We start from the raw sequence: 26,181 nt of genomic DNA on the forward strand, positions 1-26,181 counted from the left end.
TTCTAATTCATTAAACGATATAACGTTCCGCTTCGATTATTACATCCGCTGCTTCGCGTTTTTTTGCAATTACATTGATTGGTGTGTGGCGCGTAAATTTGCGAAGTGACGACAACATCATCCGGAGGGTATCCCCTTGTTCAACCGCGACTAATGTTTCTTTTGCATCCTGTTCAAGTTTATTGAAGGCTTCCTGACAGAAGATTTGCGTGTAAAGAAGCTTTTGTTTGCTCTTTTCTAAGCCTTCTTTTGCCATCGCCTTTTCTGTACGTAATACAACGGATTCCATTGCGTATACATTAGAGGCGATATCTGCGATGTTAGCAAGGACCTCTTGCTCTTTTTCAAGTGCTTTGCCATATTTTTGTGCTGCTAATCCAGCCGCTAATAAACCAATTTTTTTCGCATTTTTCAGAAGATGTTTTTCTTGTGCTAACGGCTCATCACCAGGCTCTTCTGGCATTAACATCATTAATTCCTCTTGAAGCGCCATCGCTTTTTGGAACAATGGAAGCTCGCCTTTGAACGCTTTTTTCAAGAAGGTACCTGGAACCAAGAGACGGTTGATTTCGTTCGTCCCTTCAAAGATCCGATTAATACGAGAGTCGCGGTAGGCTCTTTCAATTGGATATTCCTGCATAAACCCGTAGCCGCCATGAATTTGGACGCCTTCGTCGACCACGTAATCTAATACTTCACTGGCGAAGAATTTATTGACGGAACACTCGATAGCGTATTCAGCAATGGAATTAGCTACTAATTTAATGTCTTTTTGTTCCTCAGCCGAAAGCTTACCTTGGTTCTCTTCATACAAACCTACCGTACGATAGACGGAGCTTTCTGCCGCATAAATTTTTGAAGCCATCGTTCCAAATTTTTCTTTTGTTAAATTGAATTGAGAAATTGGTGTCTTAAATTGTTGACGTCCATTTGCATATTTAACGGTCATTTCAAAAGCGGCCTTGGAACCGCCGACACCACCGACTGCTAATTTATAACGGCCAATGTTTAAGATGTTGAAAGCAATTACGTGCCCGCGACCAAATTCACCTAATAAGTTCCCTACTGGAACAGGAACATCCTCTAAAATGAGCGTGCGTGTGGAAGAACTCTTAATCCCCATTTTCTTTTCTTCGGCACCAGTTGATACACCCGGGAACTCTCTTTCCACGATGAAGGCTGTAAAGTGCTCGCCATCTACCTTTGCATAAACAACAAATACATCAGCAAAACCGGCATTGGTGATCCATTGCTTTTCACCGTTTAGGATATAATGCGTACCTTCTGTATTTAATTTTGCTGTCGTTCTCGCGCCAAGGGCATCGGAACCTGAGCCAGGCTCTGTTAATGCATAAGCAGCAAGCATTTCACCTGAGGCCAGTGCAGGCAAATACTTTTTCTTTTGCTCATCATTACCGAATAAAACAATTGGCAGGGAACCGATACCGACATGAGCACCGTGAGAAAGCGAGAAACCGCCAGCCTTTGACATTTTTTCAGTAAGCAGCGAGGAAGTAATTTTATCTAAGGCTAAACCTTCGAATTCTTCAGGTACATCAGCTGCTAAAAGTCCAAGCTCACCCGCTTTTTTAAGAAGCTTTACGGTACGACCAAATTCGTGGTTTTCTATATGTTCGAGCTGTGGAAGAACTTCTTTTTCAACGAAGTCTTCAGCTGTCTTGGCAATCATTAAATGCTCTTCGGTAAAATCTTCAGGTGTTAACATATCTTGATAAGAAATATCTTCGATTAAAAAGCTTCCGCCTTTAATGAACTTTTTTGTTTCGTTTGTCATGGAAATTTCCTCCTAATCTTTTTTTACTTGCATAAGGGGGTTAAAATTCTGCCACCTGGATGTTAATTAAAGTAATTCAAATACGCCTGCAGCACCCATTCCACCGCCGATACACATCGTTACAACACCAAATTGCTCATTTCTGCGCTGCAATTCATGGATAAGGCTCAATGTTAACTTTGCACCCGTACAGCCAAGCGGGTGACCAAGGGCAATTGCACCACCATTTACGTTGACAATTTCTTCATTTAGTCCAAGTTCGCGAATAACTTGAAGCGATTGAGAAGCAAATGCTTCATTCAATTCGAATAGGTTAATATCTGATAGTTCAAGACCAGCAAGCTTTACGGCTTTTGGAATCGCGACAACTGGCCCGACACCCATAATTTCCGGTGGTACACCACCAACAGCAAACGATCTGAATTTTGCTAAGGGCTTAAGACCGAGTGATTCTGCCTTTTCACGGTCCATCACCATCAAAGCGGCCGCCCCATCACTTGTTTGTGAAGCATTCCCAGCCGTTACGGTGCCTGACACCGAGAAAGCCGGGCGGAGCTTCGCTAATGTTTGCAGGTTTGTATCAGGTCGAACGCCTTCATCCTGTGAAAATTGAATCGTTTTTTCAACAAGTTTATTGTCATTTCCAATCGAACGGATTGTCACATCAACTGGAACAATTTCATCAACAAATTTGCCTTCTGCTATCGCCTTAGCGGCACGCTGATGACTTCTTACTGCAAAAGAGTCTTGATCCTCACGGGAAATGCCATATTTCATCGCTACTTGTTCAGCTGTATGGCCCATTCCCATATAATATTGCGGTGCTGTTTCAGCTAGTTTAATATTTGGACGAACGACATGCCCCATCATCGGAATCATACTCATCGATTCGGCACCACCAGCGATAGCTGTATCTGTGTGGCCAAGCATGATCGATTGTGCCGCATAAGCAATTGCCTGTAATCCAGAGGAACAGAAACGGTTCACTGTAATGGCAGGGACGGTGTAAGGGAGTCCTGCCAATGCTCCAATATTACGGGCCATATTATTTCCTTGTTCTGCTTCCGGCATCGCACAACCAATGATTAAATCATCAATATTTCCTTCATAATTTCCGGCACGCTTTAATGTTTCTTTTACCACCAATGCTCCCAAATCATCAGGGCGAACATGGGCAAGCGTTCCTTTCTTTGCCTTACCAACCGGGGTTCTTGCACCGGCTACGATTACCGCTTCTCTCATTTCGTTCCCTCACTTTCTTTCAAATTGTCTGGCTCTAGCGCCCAGGGACGCTTCCGCTTTTCTTAAAAATCTATTGCAATACCAAGGACTTAATAGCCCTACCAATCTATTTATTTAGTTTCTTAGCGGTTTGCCTTTTACAAGCATATGCTGCATCCGCTGCTGTGTTTTTGGTTCTCCGATTAGACTTAGAAAGGCTTCTCTTTCTAAATCTAATAAATATTGCTCATCTACTTCAGTTCCAAATGGCACTTTGCCGCCGGAAATAACATTAGCAATTTTCTTGGCAATTTTTAAATCATGCTCAGAGATATATCCAGATAGACGCATTGCTTCTGCACCAAGCAGTAATGTCGCATATCCAGTTTCACCAACCACCGGAACCTTTTTGCGTACTCTTGGCTTATAGCCTGTTTCATGTAAGGCAAGCACAGCTTGTTTGGCATCATAGAGAAGATGGTCGCCATTGATACTGATTCCATCGGCATTGTCTATGAAATTATTCTCGCGTGCCTCTTCAGCAGATGTAGATACTTTTGCTGTTGCAATTGATTCAAACACTTTATTGGCAACATTTTGGAGGTCAAATTGAACTCCATTTGGAAGATTTTCTAAGTGCTTCATATAAAGCTCTTTGTTCCCGCCGCCGCCAGGAAGTAAGCCCACTCCCACTTCAACAAGACCCATGTAGGTTTCTGCTGATGCTTGAATGTGTGCCGCTGGAAGACAAACCTCTGCACCGCCCCCAAGCGTCATCCCAAATGGGGCTGCAACTACTGGCTTAGAGCTATATTTCACTTTCAACAGAGCACTATGAAGCTGACGGACAAGCATATCAAGCTCATAAATATCATCATCTTGAACGGCCATCAGCATCATCGCTAAGTTCGCACCAACACAGAAGTTTTTCCCTTGGTTACCAATAACAAGACCTTTATAGTTTTTCTCGACTTCATCGACCGCAAAGTTAATCATTTGCACAATATCGACGCCAATCGCATTATTAGGAGAATGGAATTCCAAGAGCGCGACCCCATCGTCTAAATCAATTAAGCTTGCCCCGCTGTTCTTTTTAATAACACCCTTTTGTTTTTTTATTTTTTTAAGATCAATAACCTTTGGATTGAACTCAACTTGTTTATATTCACCGTTATCATAGTAGAAAAGTCCGCCGTTTTCTTCCTTATAGAAAGAGGTAGCGCCTTTTTCAAGCATGTCAGTTACCCAAGCTGGAACTTCTCCGCCAGCTTCTTTGATCTTTTGCACGGATTTTTCAACGCCGATGGCATCCCATGCTTCAAATGGACCCATATCCCAACCAAAGCCCCATTTCATTGCGCGGTCAATTGCGACAATATCATCTGCAATTTCTTCTAACAGCTGTGCAGAGTATACAAGAGAAGCCGATAAAGTAGTCCATAAAAATTGCCCGGCACGATCACTCGCGTATACAAGCGCTTTCAATTTGTTCGCTGTGCCTTTTTCCTGCTTGCTAAGCTCGACAGAAGGAGTTGACAGCTTTTTGCGAGGACCATATTCTAATGTCGTCGGATCAAGTTCAAGAATTTCTTTGCCTTTTTTCAAAAAGAATCCTTGTCCTGATTTACTTCCAAGCCAGCCATTATCAAGCATCTTCCTCATAAAATCCGGTACTTGGAAAACTTCCTTTTCCTTGCCTTCGACTTTTTCATAAACATTATTGGCAACGTGATAAAACGTATCCAACCCTACGACATCAAGTGTGCGGAAGGTGGCGCTTTTGGCCCGGCCAATTAATGGACCCGTGATCGAATCAACTTCACCAACGCTAAAGCCGCCCTTTAGCATTTCTTGAACAGTAACAAGGAGGCCATATGTGCCAATTCGGTTAGCAATAAAGTTTGGTGTGTCCTTTGCCTGAACAACGCCTTTTCCTAAAATATCCTCACCAAAGGTTTTCATAAACGAGAGGACTTCCGGAGCAGTGTATTGAGTCGGAATCACTTCTAGCAATTTCAGATAGCGTGGCGGGTTAAAGAAGTGGGTTCCCAGGAAGTGTTTTTTAAAATCATCTGAACGCCCTTCTACCATTGCCTCTACTGAAATTCCAGAGGTGTTGGAGCTGATAATGCTGCCAGGCTTGCGGTATTGGTCGACTTTTTCAAAAACTTGTCTTTTAACGTTGAGGTTTTCTACAACCACTTCGATAACCCAATCAACATCTTTCAGCTGGATTAAATCATCTTCAAGATTTCCTGCTTCAATTAGCGCAATATTTTTTTTAACTGCCAGTGGTGCCGGCTTTTGTTTCAATAATTTTTGAATGTTTGCAGCACTGATACGATTGCGTACCTGTTTATCTGCTAATGTCAGTCCTTTAGCTTCTTCTTCTTTCGTTAATTCTCGTGGCACAATATCCAATAATAATGTTGGAATACCGATGTTTGCTAGATGGGCTGCAATTCCTGAGCCCATTACTCCGGATCCCAGTACCGCTGCTTTTTTAATCAATTGGTTCAACATTGTCTCCCCCTTCAACACTTTGAATGAATACTCATTCATTTTTTTGTCAAAAAAATTTCACATTTGAATGAGTTCTGCTACTATTTACTATAAAATATTTTGAAAATTTGTGCAATCGATAAACGTGGAAAATTGAAATTTTTTTGAACATTTATTTTTAGCTATTTAAATTTTCTGCGCTGGGTATCCTATTACTTGAGGTGATAACGATGGCGAGAACGAAAAAGAATCCTTCAAAAGCAGGTGTAAGTGCCGCCAGTGTGAAGGGCAATGCCGGCCCAGGATACGAAGCGGCCGAGGATGACAAACAAAACAGCCAGAATAATCAATTCAAAAAGAAGTAGTGACAACAGGCTGAGCATTTCAGCCTGTCTTTATGGTTGTATAAAAATGCCTTATTGTGAAACCATATAACCGTAAATAGTTCACATAAAACAGGAGGGTAATTATGCAGCAGCAAAATATGAATATGCAAAATCAACAAATGAAAATGCAGCAGCCACCGGGTGTGATTACAACAAAGGATTCTCTTTATTTAACTGACATGATGTCCTGGAATTTATTATCTTCCAAGAAAGCACACTTCTTCGCCCAACAGTGTCAAGATCCCGAGTTGAAGTCAGAAGCAGAAAAATGCGGTCAAATGCACCAGCGTCATTACCAGCAGCTGCTTCATCACTTAGAACAGCATGCGAACCAACAGCAGCCCTTGAATAATATGCAATAAAAGCGGAAAGCGGAAGCGCCTTAACGCTGGAGCAAGACAATGAAGGAGGAACTGTAACGATGAACCAAAACCAACAGAAGATTCAAAACCCTGAAACCCAGGTACCCAAGACGCCGCAAATGAACGAGCGCGATTTCATTAATGATTTACTGACAACAGAAAAATATATGACCACCTCTTACAGCATGGCGTTGCACGAAGCTAGCCACCAAGGGCTCTATCAGGACATCATGCAAATTTTCACGGAGACCCAGCAATGCCAACGTGATCTCTTTGATCTGATGTTTGAAAAAGGCTGGTACTCGTTTGAGGCTGCCGAACAGCAAAAGCTGCAGCAAGCATATCAGCAGTTCCAAGGGTATACAAACCAATTTCCAAACGGCGGAACACTACAATAATGGGAAAAACCGGAGGATTTCAGGATTCCTCCGGTTTTGTGAATCATTTCGTGCTCTGTTAACTCTATATTAGACTAGATTCTTTTTGGGATTTGTGCCACAAATATTTTCTCCATCCTGACACCTTCCATCCATGGCTAAATGTGTACATGGGCAAGTTTTGCAGCGCTTGCCTGCTGGTAACTGATAAGAAAAGCAACAAGTTTTTCTTACTCTTAACTCCGCATCCCTTTCTTTTACATACGTCTTTTCACCGTAGTATTTTTGCAATGGATTCTCGTTGTAACGGCCAAATACTTGTCCCTCTGCTTCAAAAATTAAATAATGAAAGTCACTAGCAACGTTATCATTTTCGATATCATTTAATTCAGTTTCATACAGCCAGAATAAATATACAGAGATATTTTCCCATAGGATTAACCTTGAAATACCGACTGTTTTTTCTAGCTTTGTGATTATCGGATAAATGTTATTGGCAAAAAGGTCGTTGAAAACACTTTTCCGCCATTCAGGTCGATCCTCCCCATCCCAGTCCACTACAGTTAAATCCGTTAGAGAAATGGCAGGGAGCCAATTCTTTCCTTGTTCAGCGGGTTCCATTTTTACATTATCTAACGATAGATTGATTTTTTTATTCCAAACGGTCAGCGCATAAAGGGACATCACCGCGAAAAAGGCATACCTTTTAATAAGCATCGAAGCCGCTATCTTTTCAGAAGGAGCACCGATTGCTAGAGCTAAATCTTTAAGGAAGCCATTAAGGGATGATTCATCTAATAGCTCAGCGGCACTAAATGAATGTTCCAAACGGCTATTGAACCGATATTTTTTCAATTGAAGGAGCTCTTGATCCGTCATCTTGTTAGCCATTCATCGCTACTGCCTTATCTAAAATACATCTGCCCTTTCCATATGGAATGCACAGTGGTGTCCCAAATAAAGGATCCATTGTTACCTCACAATCCATGCCAAATACATTTTTGACGAGGCTGCAGTTGATGACGTGCTCAGGTTTTCCTTGGGCATACACCTTCTGGTCTTTTATCGCAACCACATTATGAGCATAGCGGCAGGCAAGGTTGAGATCGTGGAGCACCATGACAACCGTCCTCTTCTTTTTTTCATTTAATTCAAAGAGCAAATCGAGAATTTCAATTTGATGGGTCATATCTAAATAAGTGGTTGGCTCATCGAGCAGAATTATTTCAGTATCCTGTGCCAAGGTCATCGCAATCCAGGCACGCTGTCTTTGTCCTCCTGAAAGGGAATCAACTGTTCTTTCTTTTAATTCCTCCAACCGAGTTGCCTTAAGGGCATCATTGACCTTTTCCTCATCTTCCTCTGACCATTGCTTTAACCATGATTGGTGAGGATACCGTCCTTGTTTGACAAGCTGGAGGACGGTTAAACCTTCTGGTGCAGTTGGTGACTGCGGCAAAATCGCCATCTTTTTTGCGATTTCCTTTGTCGAAAGCTTGGCAATCGCTTTTCCTTCAAGCAAAATGGCCCCGGACTTTGGCTTCATGAGACGGGCGATCGAACGAAGAAGCGTTGATTTTCCGCAACCATTTCCACCAATAAAAACGCTAATCTCACCTTTTGGAATTTTCAAATCTAACTCATTTATTATGAGCGTTTCCCCATAGGAAAGGGATAAATTCTTCGTTTCAATCGCATTCATCATCTTGCCAGCTCCTTTTCTTGTCTAGCTCCAGCAACCAGCGACTAGATTACTTCGCGCAAAGGAAGCTTCCGCTTTTCTATGCATTTCTCGTTTTGAAAAGTAAGTAAATAAAGTATGGTGCACCGATTCCGGCAGTAAATACTCCGGCAGGTACTTCTAACGGTGAAAACATCGTCCTACCAATTAAATCAGCAACCATGACCAGGATTCCTCCAAGTAAGGCCGATGTAGGAAGAAGTGCTCCAAACGAGGAGCCAACTAACCTTCTCGCCATATGCGGGGCCATTAATCCTACGAAACCTATCCCCCCTGCAAAAGCGACCGAGCTTCCAATCAAGGCGGTACTGATCATTAATAAAAGAAACCGTTGTTTTTGGACCTTGCTGCCTAAACCAGTGGCAACCTCATCGCCGAGCTCTTGAATATTAATCGTTCTTGCCGCAATTAAGGCAAGAATTAGGAAAATGACGGTCCACGGCACCAATGTCGCAACGTTTTTCCAATTAGAGCCGTACACGGTCCCAGTAATCCAAATATTTGCCTGACTCGCCTGATAAATCGGCCCCATAATCATCATTAAGGTCGTTAAGGCTTGCATCAACGTTGAAATGCCAATTCCGATTAAAACGAGCCTTATCGGAGACACACCATTTTTCCAAGCAAGGAAATAAACTAAAAAGGCGACAACACCAGCCCCTACAAAAGCGGCTAATGGTAACCATCCAATGCTGACGGTTAAGGCATTATTTTTATCACTAAATAAAGCTAAAAAAGCAACAACAGCAACCGCTGCACCCCCGGTAATCCCGAGGACATCGGGTGAGGCGAGCGGATTGCGAATCATCCCCTGTAGTATCCCACCAGCTACGGCTAAAGAAATCCCGACCATTAAGGCGACAATGATTCTTGGCAATCGAAACGATTTTATAATGAGTGATTCCATTTCCGGACCGCCGCCGAAAAACACCTTTATAACAGTAAAAGGGTTAATTTTCATTTCTCCAATCCCTGTGCTAACCACAAAAACGATAAATGTAATGAGGAGAAGAATGGTAAAAATAATTGTTGCTTTTCGATCGATTAAAAAGGACATTTTACCATTAAAAAGACGGACATTTTTATAATTATTCATCTTCCATTGAACCCCCTTCTTGCAATGTAGATAAAGAATGGAGTGCCAATGATGGCCGTCATGACCCCGACAGGTACCTCTGATGGCATTAAAATATATCTTGCACCGATATCTGCAGCAAGGAGCAGGATTGCACCTAACACACCGGATAACGGAATGACCCAGCGATGATCAATCCCAATGATTGATCTCGTAATGTGGGGGACAACGATGCCAACAAAGCCAATCGGCCCGGCCACTGCTACAGAACCGCCAGCTAATAAAATCACAAGTACGCCGACAGTGATTTTTACTAGTCCAGTGTTTAAGCCAAGTCCTTTTGCTACATCCTCCCCCATGGAAAGGATATTCATTTTTCCCGCGATAAGAATGGAGCCAATCCAGCCTATACCTATGTAAGGTAAAACATTTTGCAGTGTCTCCAATTTTCGTCCTTGGACAGACCCTGCGAGCCAAAACAAAACCTGCTCTAGTGCCGCTTCATTTACAACAAGTAATCCTTGGGTAAAAGAAGAAAACATCGCCGCCATGGCTGCACCAGCTAATGTCAGCTTCATCGGGGTTAACCCTTCTCTTCCAAAAGAGCCGATGGCATAAACACTGATAGCCGCTACTGCTGCCCCTAAGAAGGCCAGACCATTGAAGGCTTGCAAATCATTCACCGAAAATAAGGTAATTGCCGCAACCACCGCAAAACCCGCTCCGGCATTAATTCCAAAGATTCCAGGCGATGCCAGTGGGTTTTTCGTTAATGTTTGCATAAGAGCTCCAGCTATTGCTAGGCTTGCTCCAACTGCTGAAGCGATTAACGCTCTTGGTAATCTAACAGTTTGGATAATAATATGTTCGTTTGAGCCATTATTATTTGTAAAGGAATCGATAGCAGTTCGCCAACTTGTGTTGGTGTAGCCATAAATAACACTGGCACACATAAGCAGCACCATTAGCAAAATGGCAGCGACCAATCCTACCCATTTTGATTGTGTATTTTTTAAAAGCATCTTATGGAACCTTTCTAACTTCTTTATAGTAGTATTAATTTCAGTCTATCTCTAATTGATAATGATTGTCAATGAATATGAGAGTCATTTTCAATTACATTAGAATGCTGTTCACATTTTTGTAAATGATTATGAAAATCATTTTCAATTAACAGTTGACATCCTCCCTTCATTCATTTTATGATAAGACTGTCATTGAAAATGATTATCATTTGCAACCATTAAGGAGGATACATACTACATGAAAGCTATAAAAACATTCCTATCCCTTTTCTCTGTCATGGCAATTATATTATTGGCTGCTTGCGGTGGAGCTGAAGAGAAGACAACAGAAAAGAAAAATGATCCAAAAACAACGGATGAAAAAACATACACAGTTGAACACGCAATGGGCACCACTAAGATTAAAGGAACCCCAAAAAGGGTTGTTATCTTAACAAACGAAGGAACTGAAGCCCTTCTAGCGATGGGCGTAACTCCTGTTGGTGCCGTTCAATCATTCACTGGAAACCCATGGTATGATCACATTGCTGATAAAATGAAGGACGTAAAAGTAGTCGGTGTCGAAAGTGAAGTAAACGTGGAAGCCATTGCTGCACTAAAGCCAGATCTCATTATTGGCAATAAAATGCGTCAAGAAAAAATTTATGACCAATTAAGTGCAATTGCTCCGACAGTGTTTGCGGAAACACTTCGTGGTGACTGGAAAGAGAACTTCAAATTATATGCAAAAGCCCTTAATAAAGAAGAAAAAGGTAATGAAGTATTACAAACCTATGAATCTCGCATTGCTAACATCAAAGAAAAACTTGGCGACAAAAAAAATATGAAGGTTTCTATGGTTCGTTTTATGGCTGGAGAGGTTCGTATCTATCATAAGGATACTTTCTCAGGAGTCATTTTAAATGATCTTGGCTTCGCTCGTCCAGAAAGTCAAAATGTGGATGATTTTGCAGAAAGAAACGTTACGAAAGAACGGATTCCTGCCATGGATGGTGATATCCTCTTCTATTTCACATACGAAACTGGGGATGGAAAAAGTTCTGAATTGGAAAAGGAATGGATTGCAGACCCTCTATTCAAGAACCTGGAAGTAGCTAAGAAAGGTGAAGTCCACAAGGTTAATGATACAATTTGGAATACAGCTGGTGGCGTGCTTGCAGCCAACCTCATGCTGGATGATATTGAAAAAATCTTTTTGAAAAAATAAGAATAGAGTTGTGGGACCGCCTTTACTTGTTGGGCGGTCCTTGTTGTTAGTTTGGCCAGTTTTTATTTATCGGGTGAATTTATAAAGGGGATTGAGCTTAATTCAGCTGGGATTCCGCCGATTTGAGCTGGAATTCCGCCAAACCGACATTTTATTCCGCCGATTTTCGATTCCGCCAACTTCCTCAACATTTCCGCCAAAACCCTTTTCCAACCAATAAAAAAAGAGCAAGCCTGAGCCGCTCTTTTTGTAAATTTATGCCGTTGTCGAAAACATATATTTTTTATAATGGTAGCGGATTGAAAAAATCAGGCCAAGCGCCATCATATTCCCCATTAATGCACTTCCGCCGTAGCTGATAAATGGCAGCGGAATACCGGTTATCGGCAAGACGCCAATCGTCATCCCGATATTTTGAAAAACGTGGAAGGTAATCATACTGATGACACCGACACATATATAGGTGTAAAAATTATTCTTTGTTTCCATTCCAACCTTTGTAATATGGTAAATCAGCAAGAAAAACAAACTGATTAACACACTGGCTCCAATAAAACCATATTCCTCGCCAACAACACTAAAAATAAAATCCGTTTGACTTTCAGGCAAATAGACTTCGCGGTTTCCAAGTCCTTTTCCGCTTGTCTGTCCTGAGCCGATCGCTAGCATAGATTTTGTCAGCTGATAGCCGGTCGAACTTTGATAATTATAAGGATCAAGCCATGAATATATCCGGCCGAATTGATATTGCTGCACCCCGAGATACTTTTCAAGAACGGCTGGATTCCATAAAACAAAATAAAAAATCGTACCAACAAGAACAATACCAACTGAAAAAATGGGCACAAGTAATTTCCAGGTAATACCCGAAATAAAGATCATCCCTAATAAAATGGCTAAAAAGACAAGCCCTGTTCCCAAGTCCTCCTTGATGATGAGCAATAACGGAAGCATTGTTACCATTCCCATCTTAATTAACAGCCATAAGTCAGATTGAATCGTTTTTACGACATTTTTAAGATGATGATTTTCTATGACCCATGCCAGGGCTAATATCATGAATACTTTGACAAACTCGGATGGCTGGATAGTACCTATCCCACGTATTTGAAACCAGTTTTTTGAGCCATTAATTCTTGGAGCAATCGATTCCGGTGCAAGGATTAAGAGGATAAGAAGAACAATCCCAAACCCATACGCATACCAGGTAAGCTTTCGTAACTGATCAGAATCTAAGGTCATAACAACGCCAATGATTATGCAGCCGACGACATACCATGCAATTTGCATAACTAAAAAGTTTCTATCGTATTGCCCGCTTGATTGCGCACTATAAATTGCTGCACAGCTGGCCAAAAACAAAAGTAATAGTATAAGAACAAGACTATAATCCAGTTTAGAAGTTGTGTTTTTATTTGAAGTCAATTTTGAGTCTCCACCTTAAAAAAGAACTAGTACATTCATTCATTATATTTTTAATTAGGATAAATCACAACTTCTAAACTGTGAATGGTTTTATTTACAAACACTGAAGTGAATTTTTTTCAGCTAAAATAAATTCGCTTCACTTCACTAGCCATCCAATCCAAGTTATTCGGCACCTGTGGAAGACCGTATCCAATATATAACGGGGTCGTCACAAACCGCGGGACGACTTTTGCGTAAATCTTCCTATTAAAATGATGAAAAAATACATTATAACTTGTAGCCTTGAATGGAAAATGATTCAGGATATAATGAACAGCTGTTTGCAGATACTCCGAAAACAGTTCCTGATAACTTGAATCTCCCATCTCGATATTAAACTCATAAAAACCAACACGAGGCTTAGTCGAAAGTGTAAATCGGGCCTCTGTCGACTCGTCGATTACCATTCCTTCAAACATTTCTTGGCTTACCTTTTCTTTATAATCAATATCATGTAAGCCAATAATCTGCATGTGCGGATGGGCAAGCGTCCCACCTGACAACGGACCATGATTTTTGAAAAAAATCACCGATTGATAATCACCGGTTTCCTCCATATCAAGCCAATGCTTAATCCCGAACCTGATTAATTTATGTAAATGTGCTTTCGTGTAAGTCGATAATTCAGCATGGCAATCATCCGTTTCTATTAAAACCGTTTGATAGGCATTCTCCAAAACTGGATATTTATTTTTCAAAAGAATAATTGAGCCATCCACTGCGATGAGGTCGGTAAGCTGTTCCCTAAAACAAAAAGGGCAGGCTTGGTCCTTGTTGTGAATATTTTCTGGCTTCTTGACACCAATGGAAGTATTAAAATGTAGATATTTATTTTCCAAACTAGTTCCCCCTCTCAAAACTGATACGGCGTTCCACGCCACCATATACTATGGAAAATGATTCAGAGAACGATCCCTGCCCATAAAGGCGGTGTGCACTTATTCAAAGTAAAAAAATGTATATTTTTCACTCAAATTCAATATAATGATTCATTTTTGCGGCGCTCCGCCCCTTTTCAATATATACTATATTTCTATTTTATGGGAGATCACAGAGCTTTTGCACTTATTTTGTTTTGTTACTGATATTTTCATTGACCATTCTGGTAAATTAATCCTAAAATAAAGAATAATTTCATGATAACGGTAATTTTGGCATATGTTTAATGTACAGGCTTGTGAGTAATTTAGGAATGAGAGGGAAACTATGTTAACAAAATTAGAAGCACTTATTCTCGGTATTATTCAAGGGTTAACGGAATTTTTGCCAATCTCAAGTACAGGACATCTTTTTTTAGGAAGAAACTTATTTGGCCTTCAGGAAGCAGGGCTTTTGCTAGATACAATGCTTCATGTCGGCACATTGTTGGCTGTCCTTGTTTTTTATAAGGATGAATTTATTAAAATTATCAAAAATCCATTTAGTAAATTAACCTTATTATTAATCGTCGGGACGATCCCTGCGGTCATTTTTGGACTGGCTTTTAAAGATTATATTGAAGAAATTTCGAAGACGGGGGTTACGATTGGCTGGGAGTTTTTAATTACAGGGTTATTCCTCTGGCTCGCCGATTCCGTGAAAAATGGCTTTAAGAAAATGGACGATATTAGCTATAAGGATGCATTGATCATCGGTACGTTTCAAGCGGTGGCAATTATGCCAGCGATTTCTCGTTCTGGGATGACAATCGTAGCTGCCCTATGGCGAAAATTAGACCGAGAAACGGCTGCCTACTTTTCATTTCTGTTATCCACACCAGCAATTGCGGGAGCGATTGTTCTGCAAACGAAGGATTTATTGGGGGGAGCTGGAGAAGAAATATCCTTATCTGCCTTACTTGTTGGAATCGTCTCGTCAGCCATTTTTGGCTATATTGCGGTGAAGTGGATGATTGGTTACTTAAGAAAGCATTCATTAAAACCATTTGCGATTTATGTGTGGGCATTAGGATTACTCGTATTGTTTTTCCAATTTACAGGTAAATTTTAGCGAGTACTGTTATGGGAAAACTGAAATGCAATTAAGAGTGCGCTTTTTGCAAATCAATTACTCTAATTCGCAACTAAAATGATTTTTCGCAAATAGGAGTAGTATTTAGATGAAAAAAGCGACCCGAGAGATCGAGTCGCTTTATATTATGCAGTAACAATTTCTTTCGCCATTTCTCTTGCTGCTTCTGCTGCTTTTTCTTTCGCCTTTTCCATGATTTCTGGCACCATTTTTGGAAAATGATCCATTCCTTCGGCAAAAACAGTATCCAAAAGGTCAAAGCCAAGAAACTCAAGTGCTTTTCTTAAATAACGATCACCGGATTCGAATTCAACCATTGGACCAGTGGAATAAATGCCGCCACGTGTTTGAATATGGATGGCCTTCCTGCCGGTAAGAAGTCCTTTTGGACCACTTTCTGTGTTCGTAAAGGTCTTTTCGGCAATAAATAGGCAATCCATAAAGGATTTTAAAATAGCTGGTGCTCCAAGATTCCATATTGGTGTGACAAATACATAGTAATCAGCAGCGATAAAGCGGTCAGCTAGCGCATGCATTTTTTCAAGCTTTGTTCGCTCTGCTTCAGAAAGCTGCTCTTTTGTATAACCCATAAAGGATAATTTTGCCCGAGCGTATAATAGGTCCATATCGATTTCCGGGATATCCATATCATATAAGTGCATGTGCTCAATTTCAACATCCGGTTGTTCTTTTTTGAACTCTTCTAAAAATACTTCCCCGATCTGCATTCCTCTTGAAAGTTTCTTATCAGGTTTTGGATTGACCGTTATATAAATAAGCTTTGACATGTACATCCCTTCCCTTTAATCACAATTTTTTTCCTCTCCTATTATATTACAACAAACTTCCTTGCTCACCATTGAACAATGAGTAAAATTTATGAAAAAATTGTGAATTTCATACAATCGATGATTCTTTTTTTAAAATACTCCTCCGTTAATAAGGTTCCATATCCAAGATTTTTTGAACAATTGGTGACATTTCTAAACAAAACATAATGAAACTTAACGAAACTTAACAAAAGTCACTTGCTCTTTAACATATTCATTTTAAAATTGGAAAAAAGGAGGTTTACTTACTTATGGAAGAAAAGGCTTATACACCCGATGAAGTGGCGCAACTTTTTCAAATCTCAAAACATACTGTTTATGAGCTGATAAAAAGAGGTGAGTTGCAGGCCTTTAAAATTGGCAATAAAATGCGGATTGAGCACGCAGAGCTTGAAAGATATAAGGAAAACACAAAAGCTCCAGCAAAGAAACATTTGTCTGAACCAATTCCTATTATTCCGTCTCTATCGATTCGACTATCAGGCAGCCATGACTTTCTTGTTGAGCATTTCATAAAACAAGCGACAAATACATTAAATCTACAAATCCAGCCTTCCTACATCGGGAGTTTAGAAGGTTTAATGATGCTGTACCGCGGTCAATGCGATATCGCCGCCATTCATCTATTAGATCCAACATCACAAGAATATAATCTGCCTTTTATCCATCAGCTTTTTGTTTACGAATCGATTTTGGTACTAAGATTGGCCGCAAGAGAACAAGGTTTTATCGTTGCCAAAGGCAATCCGAAAAAAATCGAAGACTTTCATGATCTTACTAGGAAAGATGTTCAATTTATTAACCGCCAAAAGGGGGCGGGCACAAGATTCTTACTCGACTCAAAGCTTTTAAGCTATGGAATTGATCCGAGTAAAATTAACGGTTACGGAAGCGAAGAATGGAACCATTTGTCAGCAGCTTCCTACATAAGCAGAGGCATGGCTGATGTTACCTTTGGGATTCAGTCTGCTGCCAGCCACTTAGGACTTGATTTCATTCCAGTGGCCAAAGAAAATTTTGACCTTGTTTTTCGTTTTACCGATGAAAACAAGCAAAGCTTAACAAAGTTGATCCACTACTTACAGTCGAACAACTTTAAAAATAGCTTAACTGATTTGGAGGGATATTCCATTTCAGAATTAGGAAAAATCACCTATCAAACTAGTAAAACGGAGGAAACAACATGTTAAGAAAACGCTATTTTGCAGTCCTATTTGCTTTTATGCTACTAATATTATCAGCATGTGGGAACACAGAGACAAAAGACGCAGTGGCAAAAGAGAAAAAGCCAGCACCTAAAGCAGCCCCAACGGAAATGATCCTTGCCACAACGACAAGTACACAGGACAGCGGCTTGCTGGATGTGCTAATCCCGATGTTTGAAAAAGAAAATAATGTAAAAGTAAAAACGATTGCAGTAGGCACAGGACAAGCATTAGAAATGGGAACAAAAGGGGAAGCAGATGTCCTTCTTGTTCATGCTCCAGCATCTGAAAAAGCGGTTGTCGATGCAGGCGATGCGATTAACTACAAACGTGTAATGTATAATGACTTTATTTTAGTTGGACCGAAGGATAATCCAGCAGGTGTCAGCGGCGATGACATTAAAGCAGCGTTCAAAAAATTGGCAGACAGCAAAGCTACTTTTGTTTCCCGCGGTGACGACTCTGGTACACATAAAAAAGAACTTGGTATTTGGACGGCTGATAACATCAAGCCTGCCGGTGATTGGTATGTATCAACTGGACAAGGAATGGGGCAAACATTGCAGGTTGCAGCTGAGAAAAAAGGTTATGTGTTAACAGACCGTGCTACATGGCTGGCACAAGAGAAAAATTTAGACACTCTACAAATCGTAGTTGAAGGCGGCAAAGATTTAATGAATATCTATCATGTTATGCAAGTAAATCCTGAAAAACATGACAAGATTAATAGCAAAGATGCCGAAAAATTTGTAGAATTTATGGTAAATAGCAAAACTCAAGATGTAATTGAAAGCTTTGGTAAGAAAGAATACGGTCAATCATTATTCTATAAGTACACTGAATAATTTTTGACAAGGAAAGGGGACCCATTCTCTATAGCTGAGTCCTCCTTCCTATCCATACTTCTTAAGGGAATCCTGGAGGCATTATTGATGGAACTGCTCATTGATGGACTAAAAAAAGCGATAGAAATGATTCTTTCCGGTGATCAGGAAGTTTATGCAATTACCTGGCTAACACTTAAAGTCTGTCTTATTTCCATTCTGATTAGTACTCTAATAGGATTGCCGTTTGGAATTTTTCTTGGTTTAACTAGATTTAAGGGTCGCAGAATACTATTATTATTTATTAATATCGGTATGGGCTTGCCGCCTGTTGTTGCCGGGCTTTGGATTACGATGCTGTTATGGCGCTCCGGTCCGTTAGGTGACCTTTCCTTGCTCTATTCGCCGACAGCGATTGTGATGGCCCAAATTTTAGTAAGCCTGCCAATCGTCACAAGCCTAACCTGCACGGCATTTCAGCAAATCAGCGATAAAATGCTCCTGCAAATTAAAGCACTTGGAGCAACAAAGTTTCAGACATTTATAATCCTAATTAAGCAATTAAAAATTGCGATTTTGGCTGCAATTATGGCTGGCTTTGGCAGGGTCATTGCCGAGGTTGGGGCCGCGATGATGGTCGGCGGAAATATTCTGGGTGACACCCGCATCTTAACAACGACGATTGTGATGGAAGTTTCAAAAGGAAACTTTGACATTGCCTTAGCCCTTTCGTTTATTTTATTATCCGTTGCCCTGTTAATTACGGCTGCGTTAACATTTTTACAGCAAAGGAAGCGAATATCATGAACCCGTTAATTCAGCTGAAGAATATCACTTTTAAAGCCCAAAATAAAACGATTCTTGATATTCCTGAATTCCAGATCAACGCTGGAGAATTTCTCGGAATTATGGGACCTAACGGTGCCGGCAAAAGCACTCTACTTAAGGTGGTATCGTTTCTAGAGCAGCAAACGAGTGGTGAAATCCTCTACCTTGGGCAGGTCATTCCTATCGGGAATGCACCGATTGAGTTACGGAGGAAGTTTTCAATTGCCCTGCAGCAATCCTTACTGTTAGATGGAACTGTGTTTCACAATATCGCGATTGGCTTAACCTTAAGAAAGATTTCAAAAGCTGTCATTAATGAAAAAGTGGAGTATTGGATGGAGCTGTTTGGAATCAGCCATTTGGCGAAAAAAAATGCGCTTTACTTATCCGGCGGTGAGGCTCAACGAGTCAACTTAGCGCGGGCAATGATTGTTGAGCCAGAAATCCTTTTTCTCGATGAACCATTTTCAGCTTTAGACTTTCCGACTAAAATTAAATTAATGGAAGATTTCAAGGGCATTATTGAAACGGCCCAAACCACGGCTGTGTATGTCAGCCATGATTTAATGGAGATTAATTACCTCACGAATCGACTTGCGATTATCGTGAATGGTGAAGTAAAACAATCCGGACCCACCCCTCGGGTCCTAGAACATCCTAATTCTTCCACTTCATCCTTCCTAAATGAGTGGAAGAAATTCTATCCCCTTGCACGTTGAAGGCAGTTCCTTTCGGAGCTGCTCTTTTTTTGTGGATAAGGGGCGGAGCGCCGCAATAATGTATCAGTATATCTAGTCTGAGTAAACAAATTCATTACTATTTTGGAGGCGTGAAGCTAATCTCTGTTCACACCGCCTTAATTATGTTGGTGTACAACTCATCATCCATTCATTTCCATGCATGGGTTGGGAGTTGAAACTCATGGTAGTTTTTTTATGAATTGATTAAAATTTCCTTGAAGAATAAAATAGGTGATAAGATATATATTTTGATCATTATACTGGCTCGTAGGGGGATTTTCATGAAGTATGCAATTATTACCGGTGCATCAAAAGGTTTAGGTGAAGCCATTGCGAAACGACTCATCCATGAACAAATTGCGATTGTTTCCGTATCCCGGACAGAAAATGAAGAAATCAAAAGGATGGCATTAGAAAAAGGCCTGTACTATAACCATTTTTCCTGTAATCTTTCATTAGAAAAAGAGGTCCAGGAAGTATTTATGGATATAGCTCACTGTCTTTTTCAAAAGGATCCAAAGGAAATTCTTCTATTTAATAACGCAGGTGTGATTGAACCAATCCAAACGGTTGGCAATTTAGATCAAACTCCAACCATTCGAAACATTCAAGTAAATTTAATTGCACCAATCCTCATCACTAATTTATTTTTTAGTAAAGCACAGTTGACCAACACAAAGGTCCAAGTTATTAATGTAACCTCAGGTGCAGCAATCCGCTCGATTGAAGGCTGGAGTGTGTATTGCAGCTCAAAGGCTGGGTTAAATATGTTCACACAAACGGCCGCATTAGAGCAAGCGGAAATGAAAACGGATAATAAAATTATTGCCTTTAGCCCCGGCATTATGGATACAAATATGCAGGAAACAATTAGGTCTTCATCAAAGAATGCGTTTAAGGAACTAGAAAGGTTTAAAGAATTTAAGGAAAATAATATGTTGTTGCAGGCAGATGTGGTGGCTAATGCACTAGTAGACTTAGTTATTAGCGGTAATGTTGAAAGTGGCAAAGTTTATAATGTTAAGGAATTAGTAGGAGAGTGAGAGAAATGGGGCGCCTATCAAGATGATTGGCACCCCATTTCTGTAAAACCCTTCCTATCCTCTTTGTTACTCCCCTATGAAAAATAGGATTGCGATCCATCCTTTTGCTAGTCCTCCTGCGGAAACCATAAGGTAATACTTGTCCCCTTATTCAACCTGCTTTTCACCTTGATGACTCCTTTATGGGCATCCATCAACGCCTTTACAATCGAGAGTCCAATGCCAACGCCACCTGTTTTGCGGTCGCGTGATTTGTCACCGCGGTAGAAGCGTTCGAAGATATGCGGGATATCGTCCTCATTCATTCCTGAACCTTCATCTTGAATCTTAAAGCCGACATAGCCCTCCATTTCTGTTTGTACCGAAATCGTGACATTTTTTCCTTCCGGCGTATATTTCAGCGCATTATTTAAGACGTTTGACAGGATTTGCATTAAGCGGTCCTTGTCCGCCTCAAACATTTCCTCCTGCTGCGGTTCTTCAATATAAAGCCCGACCCCCTTTTCCTTAAACAATGGCATAAAAATTTCCCATAAAGCTGCCAGCACACTTCCTGCTTCTAGCTCAATTTTTTCCAGTCTAATTTGCGGATTTTCCGCTGCAAGTAGTTTTTCTAATTCATTGACGAGCCTTACTAAGCGCATTAGCTCTTCATGACTCGTCTGCAGGCGCTGCGGGGTCGGCTCCCAAATCCCGTCCTGAAAGGCTTCGATTTGACTTCTTAATGTGGCAAGTGGTGTCCTCAGTTCATGGGCAAGATCACCAGTAAATTGTTTCCGAAGCATTTCTTCCTTCGCAAGTGACTCCGCCAAGTTATTGAAGGAGATAGCAATCTGCTTTACCTCGGTAGGCAGGCCCGACAACGGAATCCGAATATCAAGGTTATGCTGCTGCAGCTCACCTGCCGCAAAGGAAAGCTTTTTCAAACCAAATGTTAATTTTTTTGAAAAAAGCATACTAAATATAATGGCGAGTACAATCGTCAAGCATACCGCCGCATAGATGTACAATTGGATTGTTTGAATAAATGTGTATTCATCGTCAATTAAGCCTTTCGGGTAGAGAGCCACGAGCTTTCCGATAATCGCATTATTGACTTTTATCGTATAAGTTCTAGAGTGCCACTCTTCTCCGATTGGTGCCGGTTCCGTTAACCCTAAGCTATTTAACATTCCGCGAATGTTGGAAGAATCCATTTGCAATTGACCAAACCGATCATACAATTGAAAATAAAGCTGATCAGTCATCGCATGCTCGTGGAGCAACCCAGACACCGGATCGGTGGTAAAATGGCCATTTTTTTTATAATCCTTTTCAATTTCCGTAATCACTCGATCAATCTTTTTTTCGCGGTTGCGGTCCAAATAGCTATTAAAACTCTCTTCAAAGCCATATTGGATAAAAAAGCTGACGATTAATATCCCAATCATCGAGATAAGCACTAAATAAAATAGAATCTTAGACCGAAGCGTTTGCAGCATCTAGTACCCCTCCAAATTTATAGCCCATCCCAAAAACGGTCACGATAAAGTCCGGCTGCCGTGAATCTGATTCGATCTTTTTTCGAAGGTTTTTGATATGTGTATCAACACTGCGTTCGTAGCCTTCATAAAACATGCCTTCGTCCTGAATTTTCTCTAATAAATCCATCCGGCTGTATACGCGGCCGGGATTCACTGCCATATTGGTTAATAGTTTATATTCAATCGGAGTCAAGGTAACGGAATCTCCGTTTACAGTTACTTCCTTTTTGATTAGATCAATCGCTAGTTTTCTTCCATTGAATTCAAGACGTTCAACCTTTTCAGACTTTTTCACTCGTCTTAAAATTGCTTGAACACGAACGACCACTTCCCGGGGGCTGAATGGCTTGGATAAATAGTCATCTGCTCCCATAACAATTCCGTTGATGCGATCATCCTCAGCTGATTTTGCGGTCAGCATAATTATAGGAACATCTGACTCTTTTCTCACTAAGCGGCAAACCTCTTCACCAGAAATATCAGGAAGCATTAAGTCTAAGATAATGAGGTCAGGATTTATTGTTTTAGCCTTTTTCAAGGCGTCAATTCCATTATCGGCGCTATGAATTTCATAGCCTTCTCTCTCAAGGTAAGCTTCGAGAACTTCTATTATTCTACGTTCATCGTCAACTAATAATATTTTCATTATTATCACTCCCCATATCTTTACTATATCATCTTGGGTCTGTGATTTTTGTAACTTCACAAATTCACCACAACTTCTTCATAACATCTTCAATCTTTCTCGATAAGATATAACTGTAGTTAGGATAGAGGAGAAAGCTTAAAGGACCCCCAAGGGTAAAGCTATCAACTCTTTGATGAAGTACATGGTTATCAACCATAATTCTCATCCCAAATTTAACCTCTCTTTTTTATATAGTAAGGGTGTCCCGTTCGGCGGGGCGCCCACTTTTTTTTTAGGAATTAATAAAATTGAACTTAGAAAATTGGCCAGCACAAGCTCAGCGACTAGAGTGCTAACTTCCATTTTTTTTTATTTTTTAAAAAATGGCTACAAAATAAGGATTCCTCACAACTAAACATGTAGTATTCTAAATAGTGAGGTGCTGAAATCAATGAATAAAATTTCTTTTAAAATTGGCCTACTTTTCTTTGTTGCTATCTTTCTATTAGAATCTATTTCGATGTTTTTTTTGCATAATAATATTATTCATTCCCGTGTTCATGACGAGTTGTCCGCTCTTCAGACTCGGGGAAATAACCACCGCGAGGTTCTCCAGGTTTCCTTTCATGAAGAAACAATTAAGCATATTGCCATGATGGAAGCACGGACGGATTCGCAGGTCATTCTCACAAACCCAAATGGAACGATTTATATGTCGTCTAATAAGGTTACAGATGAAATGAAAAAGATCATGAAATCAACGCCAAAGAATGTACCGCATGCAGGCTTAATCTTAGAGGATGACTGGAAAAAAGCCACTTATATCTCATCGATCAGCCCTGTAGTAATAGACAACAAGGTTAACGGCTATATCTACATGTTTCAAAATACGTTAAAAATCAAGAATTTGATTTCCGAACTTAACCAGCATTTTCTGCTTGCGGGTGTGCTTTCGCTATTATTTATGATGATTATCATTACTTTTTTGACAAGGGTTGTTACCCACCCGCTCATTCAGATAAGTGAAGCAACGAAACGAATCAGTAAAGGCGAGCTGTCTGTGTCCTTACCGAAACTCGGAAAGGACGAAATAGGTGGACTTGGTGAATCGATTAGGGTGCTCGCAAGTGATTTAGATATTTTAAAAAATGAACGGAATGAGTTCCTAGCAAGCATTTCCCACGAGCTTCGGACACCGCTAACTTATATAAAGGGTTATGCAGACATTGCTCGGCGCCAGGATACAAGCGATGCGGACAAGGATACTTATTTAGGGATTATTTTTGAAGAATCTGTCAAACTTTCAAAACTCGTGAAGGAATTATTCAATCTTGCCAAAATGGATGAAAATACTTTTTCGATTGAAAAAGAAGAAGTTCATTTACAGCCCTATTTCCAGTCAATTGTTGAAAAGGTTTCACCGGCACTGAAAGAACATCATTTGGAGCTTTTTCTTGAGTGCTCGGCCGGTCTCTATGCACAAATAGACCCTATCCGGTTTGAGCAGGTAATCCTCAATCTGCTCGATAATGCGCGTAAATATTCGGAGCCGTTTACAAAAATAAGCCTCATTGTTAGTGAAGAAAGTGGAAAAACGCACATTAAAGTGATCGACCAAGGGCGGGGCATTCCCGAAGAAGATCTACCACGGATTTTTGAGCGGTTTTACCGTGTCGATAAATCCCGAGCACGTTCACTTGGAGGTACAGGACTGGGACTGGCAATTGTAAAACAATTGGTTGAGTCACATGGAGGGACGGTTGCAGTAACCAGTAGCAAATATGCTGGAACAACCTTTGAGATTGTTTTATAACGTAAAAAAATCCTTATCGTATGCCGATAAGGATTTTTATGTGCTTATTCGTCTTTCTTTTTAACCTCTTCTGTTAGTTCCTCAATGCTTCTTCTTACGTTAGATTTACCAGAGTAGTTTTCGATTAGCTCTTTCACATCAAGACCACTTGAAGCCTTTAATGATTCTTGAAGGCTGGCCATTAGATTAGTTGCATAACTGGTAATCTTATTAGCACCGCCATTTTCTCCAGAACCGCCGCCCGTATCGACAACGGTGATTTTATCAATATTGGATAATGGGGCTGCCACTTGCTTCGCATATTCAGGAAGCATTTTGATAACCATGTCCAAGATAGCCGCTTGACCAAATTGCTCGAACGCTTCAGCGATTTTTTCCTTCGCTTCTGCTTCTGCCAAACCTTTTAAGCGAATAATTTCTGCTTCTGATGAACCCTGTGCCTTTTGTGCTTCCGCTTTTGCAAGACCATCGAGGCGAATTCGCTCTGCTTCCGCCTTTGCCATAGCTTCAATCCGGTACTTATTAGCTTCCGCTTCAGCCATTTCCCTTGCCTTGTTGGCAGCCGCGGATTGCTCAACGGAATAACGGTCAGCATCGGCTTTTTTCTTCACTTCAGAATCGTATTGGCGTTCACGACGAAGAATTTCTTTTTCTTCTAATTCAATTTGTTTTTGTCTTTCAATAATCTTGATTTGCATTTCTTGTTCCATTACATCCTGCTTCGAACGGGCACTTTCAAGATCGTAGGCTTGGTCAGCTTTTGCTTTTGCGATATCCTGTTCACGGCGGAACTCAGCGACTTTCAACTGATTGACTTTCTCCGCTTCGGCAATTTCTGTTGCCCTTTCTAATTCTGAACGCTTCGCTTCTTTTGCAGCCTCGGCCTTTTTGATCCGCGTTTCTTTTTCTGCCTCAGCAGTGGCAATATCGGCATCTCTTCTAACTTGAGCAATTCGAGGTTTACCAAGTGAATCAAGGTAACCATTTTTGTCACGAACATCTTTAATCGTAAAGGATACAATTACCAAGCCCATTTTCGCAAGATCTTGTGAGGCAACCCTTTGAACCTCTTGAGAAAATTTATCACGATTTTTATAAATTTCTTCAACAGTCATCGAGCCAAGAATCGATCGTAAATGACCCTCAAGAACTTCTCTTGCTTCACTCTCACGATCTTCTTTTGGCTTTCCAAGAAATTGTTCAGCAGCTGTCGCAATTTCACTAATCGAGCTGCCAATTTTAATAATTGCGACACCATCAGCCATGACGGGTACACCCTGCTCCGTGTAAACTTCAGGTGTGGTAACTTCTAGTTTACTAGATAGCAAGCTTAGCGGCTTAGCCTGTTGGAATACCGGTAAAATAAAGCTACCGCCGCCGCGGATGATTTTGATTTTATTTCCAGATTCATCTACATGGACACTGCCGTTACCAAGAAAACTTCCCGTTACAATCAGTGCCTCGTCCGGTCCGGCCGTTCTGTACTTGGTGACAAAGACGCCGATTAAAACAATTAGAATAAGTACAACAATCCCGATAATGATCCAAATAATGTTAAAATCCATTTCTTATTACCCCC

The 26,181-nt window shown here is 40.6% G+C and carries 24 protein-coding genes; 11 read left to right on the forward strand and 13 right to left on the reverse strand.

Features of this window, described 5'->3' with window-relative positions; genetic code table 11:
- Positions 1-10 precede the first annotated feature (10 nt).
- From M5A78_RS07925 to M5A78_RS07935, 3 genes are all read right to left on the reverse strand, one after another.
- A complete protein-coding gene (locus M5A78_RS07925) occupies positions 11-1,795 on the reverse strand; it encodes an acyl-CoA dehydrogenase family protein (RefSeq protein WP_248734746.1) in 1,785 nt (594 codons plus the stop codon).
- A 66-nt stretch (positions 1,796-1,861) separates the two neighbouring features.
- On the reverse strand, positions 1,862-3,037 hold the full coding sequence (locus M5A78_RS07930) for an acetyl-CoA C-acetyltransferase (RefSeq protein ID WP_248734747.1): 1,176 nt from the start codon (positions 3,035-3,037) through the stop codon (positions 1,862-1,864).
- A gap of 114 nt (positions 3,038-3,151) precedes the next feature.
- A complete protein-coding gene (locus M5A78_RS07935; RefSeq protein WP_248734748.1) occupies positions 3,152-5,539 on the reverse strand; it encodes a 3-hydroxyacyl-CoA dehydrogenase/enoyl-CoA hydratase family protein in 2,388 nt (795 codons plus the stop codon).
- Positions 5,540-5,748: 209 nt separating this feature from the next.
- Here M5A78_RS07935 and M5A78_RS07940 point away from each other — a divergent pair, with 209 nt between their 5' ends.
- The 3 genes from M5A78_RS07940 to M5A78_RS07950 all read left to right on the forward strand — a co-directional run bounded on the left by M5A78_RS07940 (position 5,749) and on the right by M5A78_RS07950 (position 6,664).
- Positions 5,749-5,883 carry a YuzL family protein gene (locus tag M5A78_RS07940; RefSeq protein ID WP_248734749.1) on the forward strand — a complete coding sequence of 45 codons (135 nt, stop codon included), beginning with the start codon at positions 5,749-5,751 and terminating at the stop codon, positions 5,881-5,883.
- A 104-nt stretch (positions 5,884-5,987) separates the two neighbouring features.
- Positions 5,988-6,266, forward strand: coding sequence for a hypothetical protein (locus tag M5A78_RS07945; RefSeq protein WP_248734750.1), 279 nt, complete (start codon positions 5,988-5,990; stop codon positions 6,264-6,266).
- A 59-nt stretch (positions 6,267-6,325) separates the two neighbouring features.
- A complete protein-coding gene (locus M5A78_RS07950) occupies positions 6,326-6,664 on the forward strand; it encodes a spore coat protein (protein ID WP_248734751.1) in 339 nt (112 codons plus the stop codon).
- A gap of 69 nt (positions 6,665-6,733) precedes the next feature.
- Here the strand turns inward: M5A78_RS07950 and fhuF are convergent, their stop codons facing one another.
- The 4 genes from fhuF to M5A78_RS07970 form a co-directional block, all read right to left on the reverse strand.
- The gene (fhuF, locus tag M5A78_RS07955; protein ID WP_248734752.1) at positions 6,734-7,534 is read right to left on the reverse strand and encodes a siderophore-iron reductase FhuF; all 801 of its coding nucleotides are present in this window, start codon (positions 7,532-7,534) and stop codon (positions 6,734-6,736) included.
- Complete coding sequence (locus M5A78_RS07960) at positions 7,527-8,345, reverse strand: ABC transporter ATP-binding protein (RefSeq protein ID WP_248734822.1); 819 nt, start codon at positions 8,343-8,345, stop codon at positions 7,527-7,529. Before M5A78_RS07960 ends, fhuF begins: the two co-directional genes overlap by 8 nt.
- Positions 8,346-8,424: 79 nt before the next feature.
- Positions 8,425-9,480, reverse strand: a complete 1,056-nt coding sequence (locus M5A78_RS07965; RefSeq protein ID WP_248734753.1) for a FecCD family ABC transporter permease — start codon at positions 9,478-9,480, stop codon at positions 8,425-8,427.
- Complete coding sequence (locus M5A78_RS07970) at positions 9,477-10,481, reverse strand: FecCD family ABC transporter permease (RefSeq protein ID WP_248734754.1); 1,005 nt, start codon at positions 10,479-10,481, stop codon at positions 9,477-9,479. Before M5A78_RS07970 ends, M5A78_RS07965 begins: the two co-directional genes overlap by 4 nt.
- A gap of 241 nt (positions 10,482-10,722) precedes the next feature.
- Between M5A78_RS07970 and M5A78_RS07975 the strand changes: the two genes are divergently transcribed.
- A complete protein-coding gene (locus M5A78_RS07975) occupies positions 10,723-11,691 on the forward strand; it encodes an ABC transporter substrate-binding protein (RefSeq protein WP_248734755.1) in 969 nt (322 codons plus the stop codon).
- 255 nt (positions 11,692-11,946) lie between these two features.
- On the opposite strand, the gene M5A78_RS07980 is transcribed toward M5A78_RS07975, so the two are convergent.
- Entirely contained in the window at positions 11,947-13,116 is a 1,170-nt protein-coding gene (locus M5A78_RS07980; RefSeq protein ID WP_248734756.1) for an FtsW/RodA/SpoVE family cell cycle protein, read from the reverse strand.
- A gap of 119 nt (positions 13,117-13,235) precedes the next feature.
- A complete protein-coding gene (locus tag M5A78_RS07985) occupies positions 13,236-13,997 on the reverse strand; it encodes a DUF4931 domain-containing protein (RefSeq protein WP_248734757.1) in 762 nt (253 codons plus the stop codon).
- Between the two features lie 367 nt (positions 13,998-14,364).
- Between M5A78_RS07985 and M5A78_RS07990 the strand changes: the two genes are divergently transcribed.
- Positions 14,365-15,147: an undecaprenyl-diphosphate phosphatase gene (locus tag M5A78_RS07990; protein WP_248734758.1), complete on the forward strand. Its 783-nt coding sequence runs from the start codon at positions 14,365-14,367 to the stop codon at positions 15,145-15,147.
- Between the two features lie 146 nt (positions 15,148-15,293).
- Here M5A78_RS07990 and M5A78_RS07995 read toward each other — a convergent pair whose 3' ends face one another.
- Positions 15,294-15,956 (reverse strand): FMN-dependent NADH-azoreductase, encoded by a 663-nt coding sequence (locus M5A78_RS07995; protein ID WP_248734759.1) that lies wholly within the window; start codon positions 15,954-15,956, stop codon positions 15,294-15,296.
- Between the two features lie 293 nt (positions 15,957-16,249).
- Between M5A78_RS07995 and M5A78_RS08000 the strand changes: the two genes are divergently transcribed.
- From M5A78_RS08000 to M5A78_RS08020, 5 genes are all read left to right on the forward strand, one after another.
- Positions 16,250-17,188, forward strand: a complete 939-nt coding sequence (locus M5A78_RS08000; protein ID WP_248734760.1) for a substrate-binding domain-containing protein — start codon at positions 16,250-16,252, stop codon at positions 17,186-17,188.
- Positions 17,182-18,048, forward strand: coding sequence for a substrate-binding domain-containing protein (locus tag M5A78_RS08005; RefSeq protein ID WP_248734761.1), 867 nt, complete (start codon positions 17,182-17,184; stop codon positions 18,046-18,048). The genes M5A78_RS08000 and M5A78_RS08005 overlap by 7 nt, the downstream gene beginning before the upstream one ends.
- A gap of 87 nt (positions 18,049-18,135) precedes the next feature.
- On the forward strand, positions 18,136-18,834 hold the full coding sequence (locus M5A78_RS08010) for an ABC transporter permease (protein WP_248734762.1): 699 nt from the start codon (positions 18,136-18,138) through the stop codon (positions 18,832-18,834).
- The gene (locus M5A78_RS08015; RefSeq protein ID WP_248734763.1) at positions 18,831-19,574 is read left to right on the forward strand and encodes an ABC transporter ATP-binding protein; all 744 of its coding nucleotides are present in this window, start codon (positions 18,831-18,833) and stop codon (positions 19,572-19,574) included. The genes M5A78_RS08010 and M5A78_RS08015 overlap by 4 nt, the downstream gene beginning before the upstream one ends.
- 302 nt (positions 19,575-19,876) lie before the next feature.
- Positions 19,877-20,638, forward strand: coding sequence for a (S)-benzoin forming benzil reductase (locus tag M5A78_RS08020; protein ID WP_248734764.1), 762 nt, complete (start codon positions 19,877-19,879; stop codon positions 20,636-20,638).
- Between the two features lie 107 nt (positions 20,639-20,745).
- Here M5A78_RS08020 and M5A78_RS08025 read toward each other — a convergent pair whose 3' ends face one another.
- Together M5A78_RS08025 and M5A78_RS08030 are read right to left on the reverse strand one after the other, a co-directional pair.
- Positions 20,746-22,119, reverse strand: coding sequence for an ATP-binding protein (locus M5A78_RS08025; RefSeq protein WP_248734765.1), 1,374 nt, complete (start codon positions 22,117-22,119; stop codon positions 20,746-20,748).
- Positions 22,097-22,807, reverse strand: coding sequence for a response regulator transcription factor (locus M5A78_RS08030; protein ID WP_248734766.1), 711 nt, complete (start codon positions 22,805-22,807; stop codon positions 22,097-22,099). The genes M5A78_RS08025 and M5A78_RS08030 overlap by 23 nt, the downstream gene beginning before the upstream one ends.
- Before the next feature lie 433 nt (positions 22,808-23,240).
- Between M5A78_RS08030 and M5A78_RS08035 the strand changes: the two genes are divergently transcribed.
- Positions 23,241-24,602 (forward strand): sensor histidine kinase, encoded by a 1,362-nt coding sequence (locus M5A78_RS08035; RefSeq protein WP_248734767.1) that lies wholly within the window; start codon positions 23,241-23,243, stop codon positions 24,600-24,602.
- A 44-nt stretch (positions 24,603-24,646) separates the two neighbouring features.
- Here M5A78_RS08035 and M5A78_RS08040 read toward each other — a convergent pair whose 3' ends face one another.
- Complete coding sequence (locus M5A78_RS08040; RefSeq protein ID WP_248734768.1) at positions 24,647-26,167, reverse strand: flotillin family protein; 1,521 nt, start codon at positions 26,165-26,167, stop codon at positions 24,647-24,649.
- Positions 26,168-26,181 lie beyond the last annotated feature (14 nt).

This window comes from Neobacillus rhizosphaerae, assembly GCF_937468385.1.
Classification (GTDB): domain Bacteria; phylum Bacillota; class Bacilli; order Bacillales; family Cytobacillaceae; genus Neobacillus; species Neobacillus rhizosphaerae.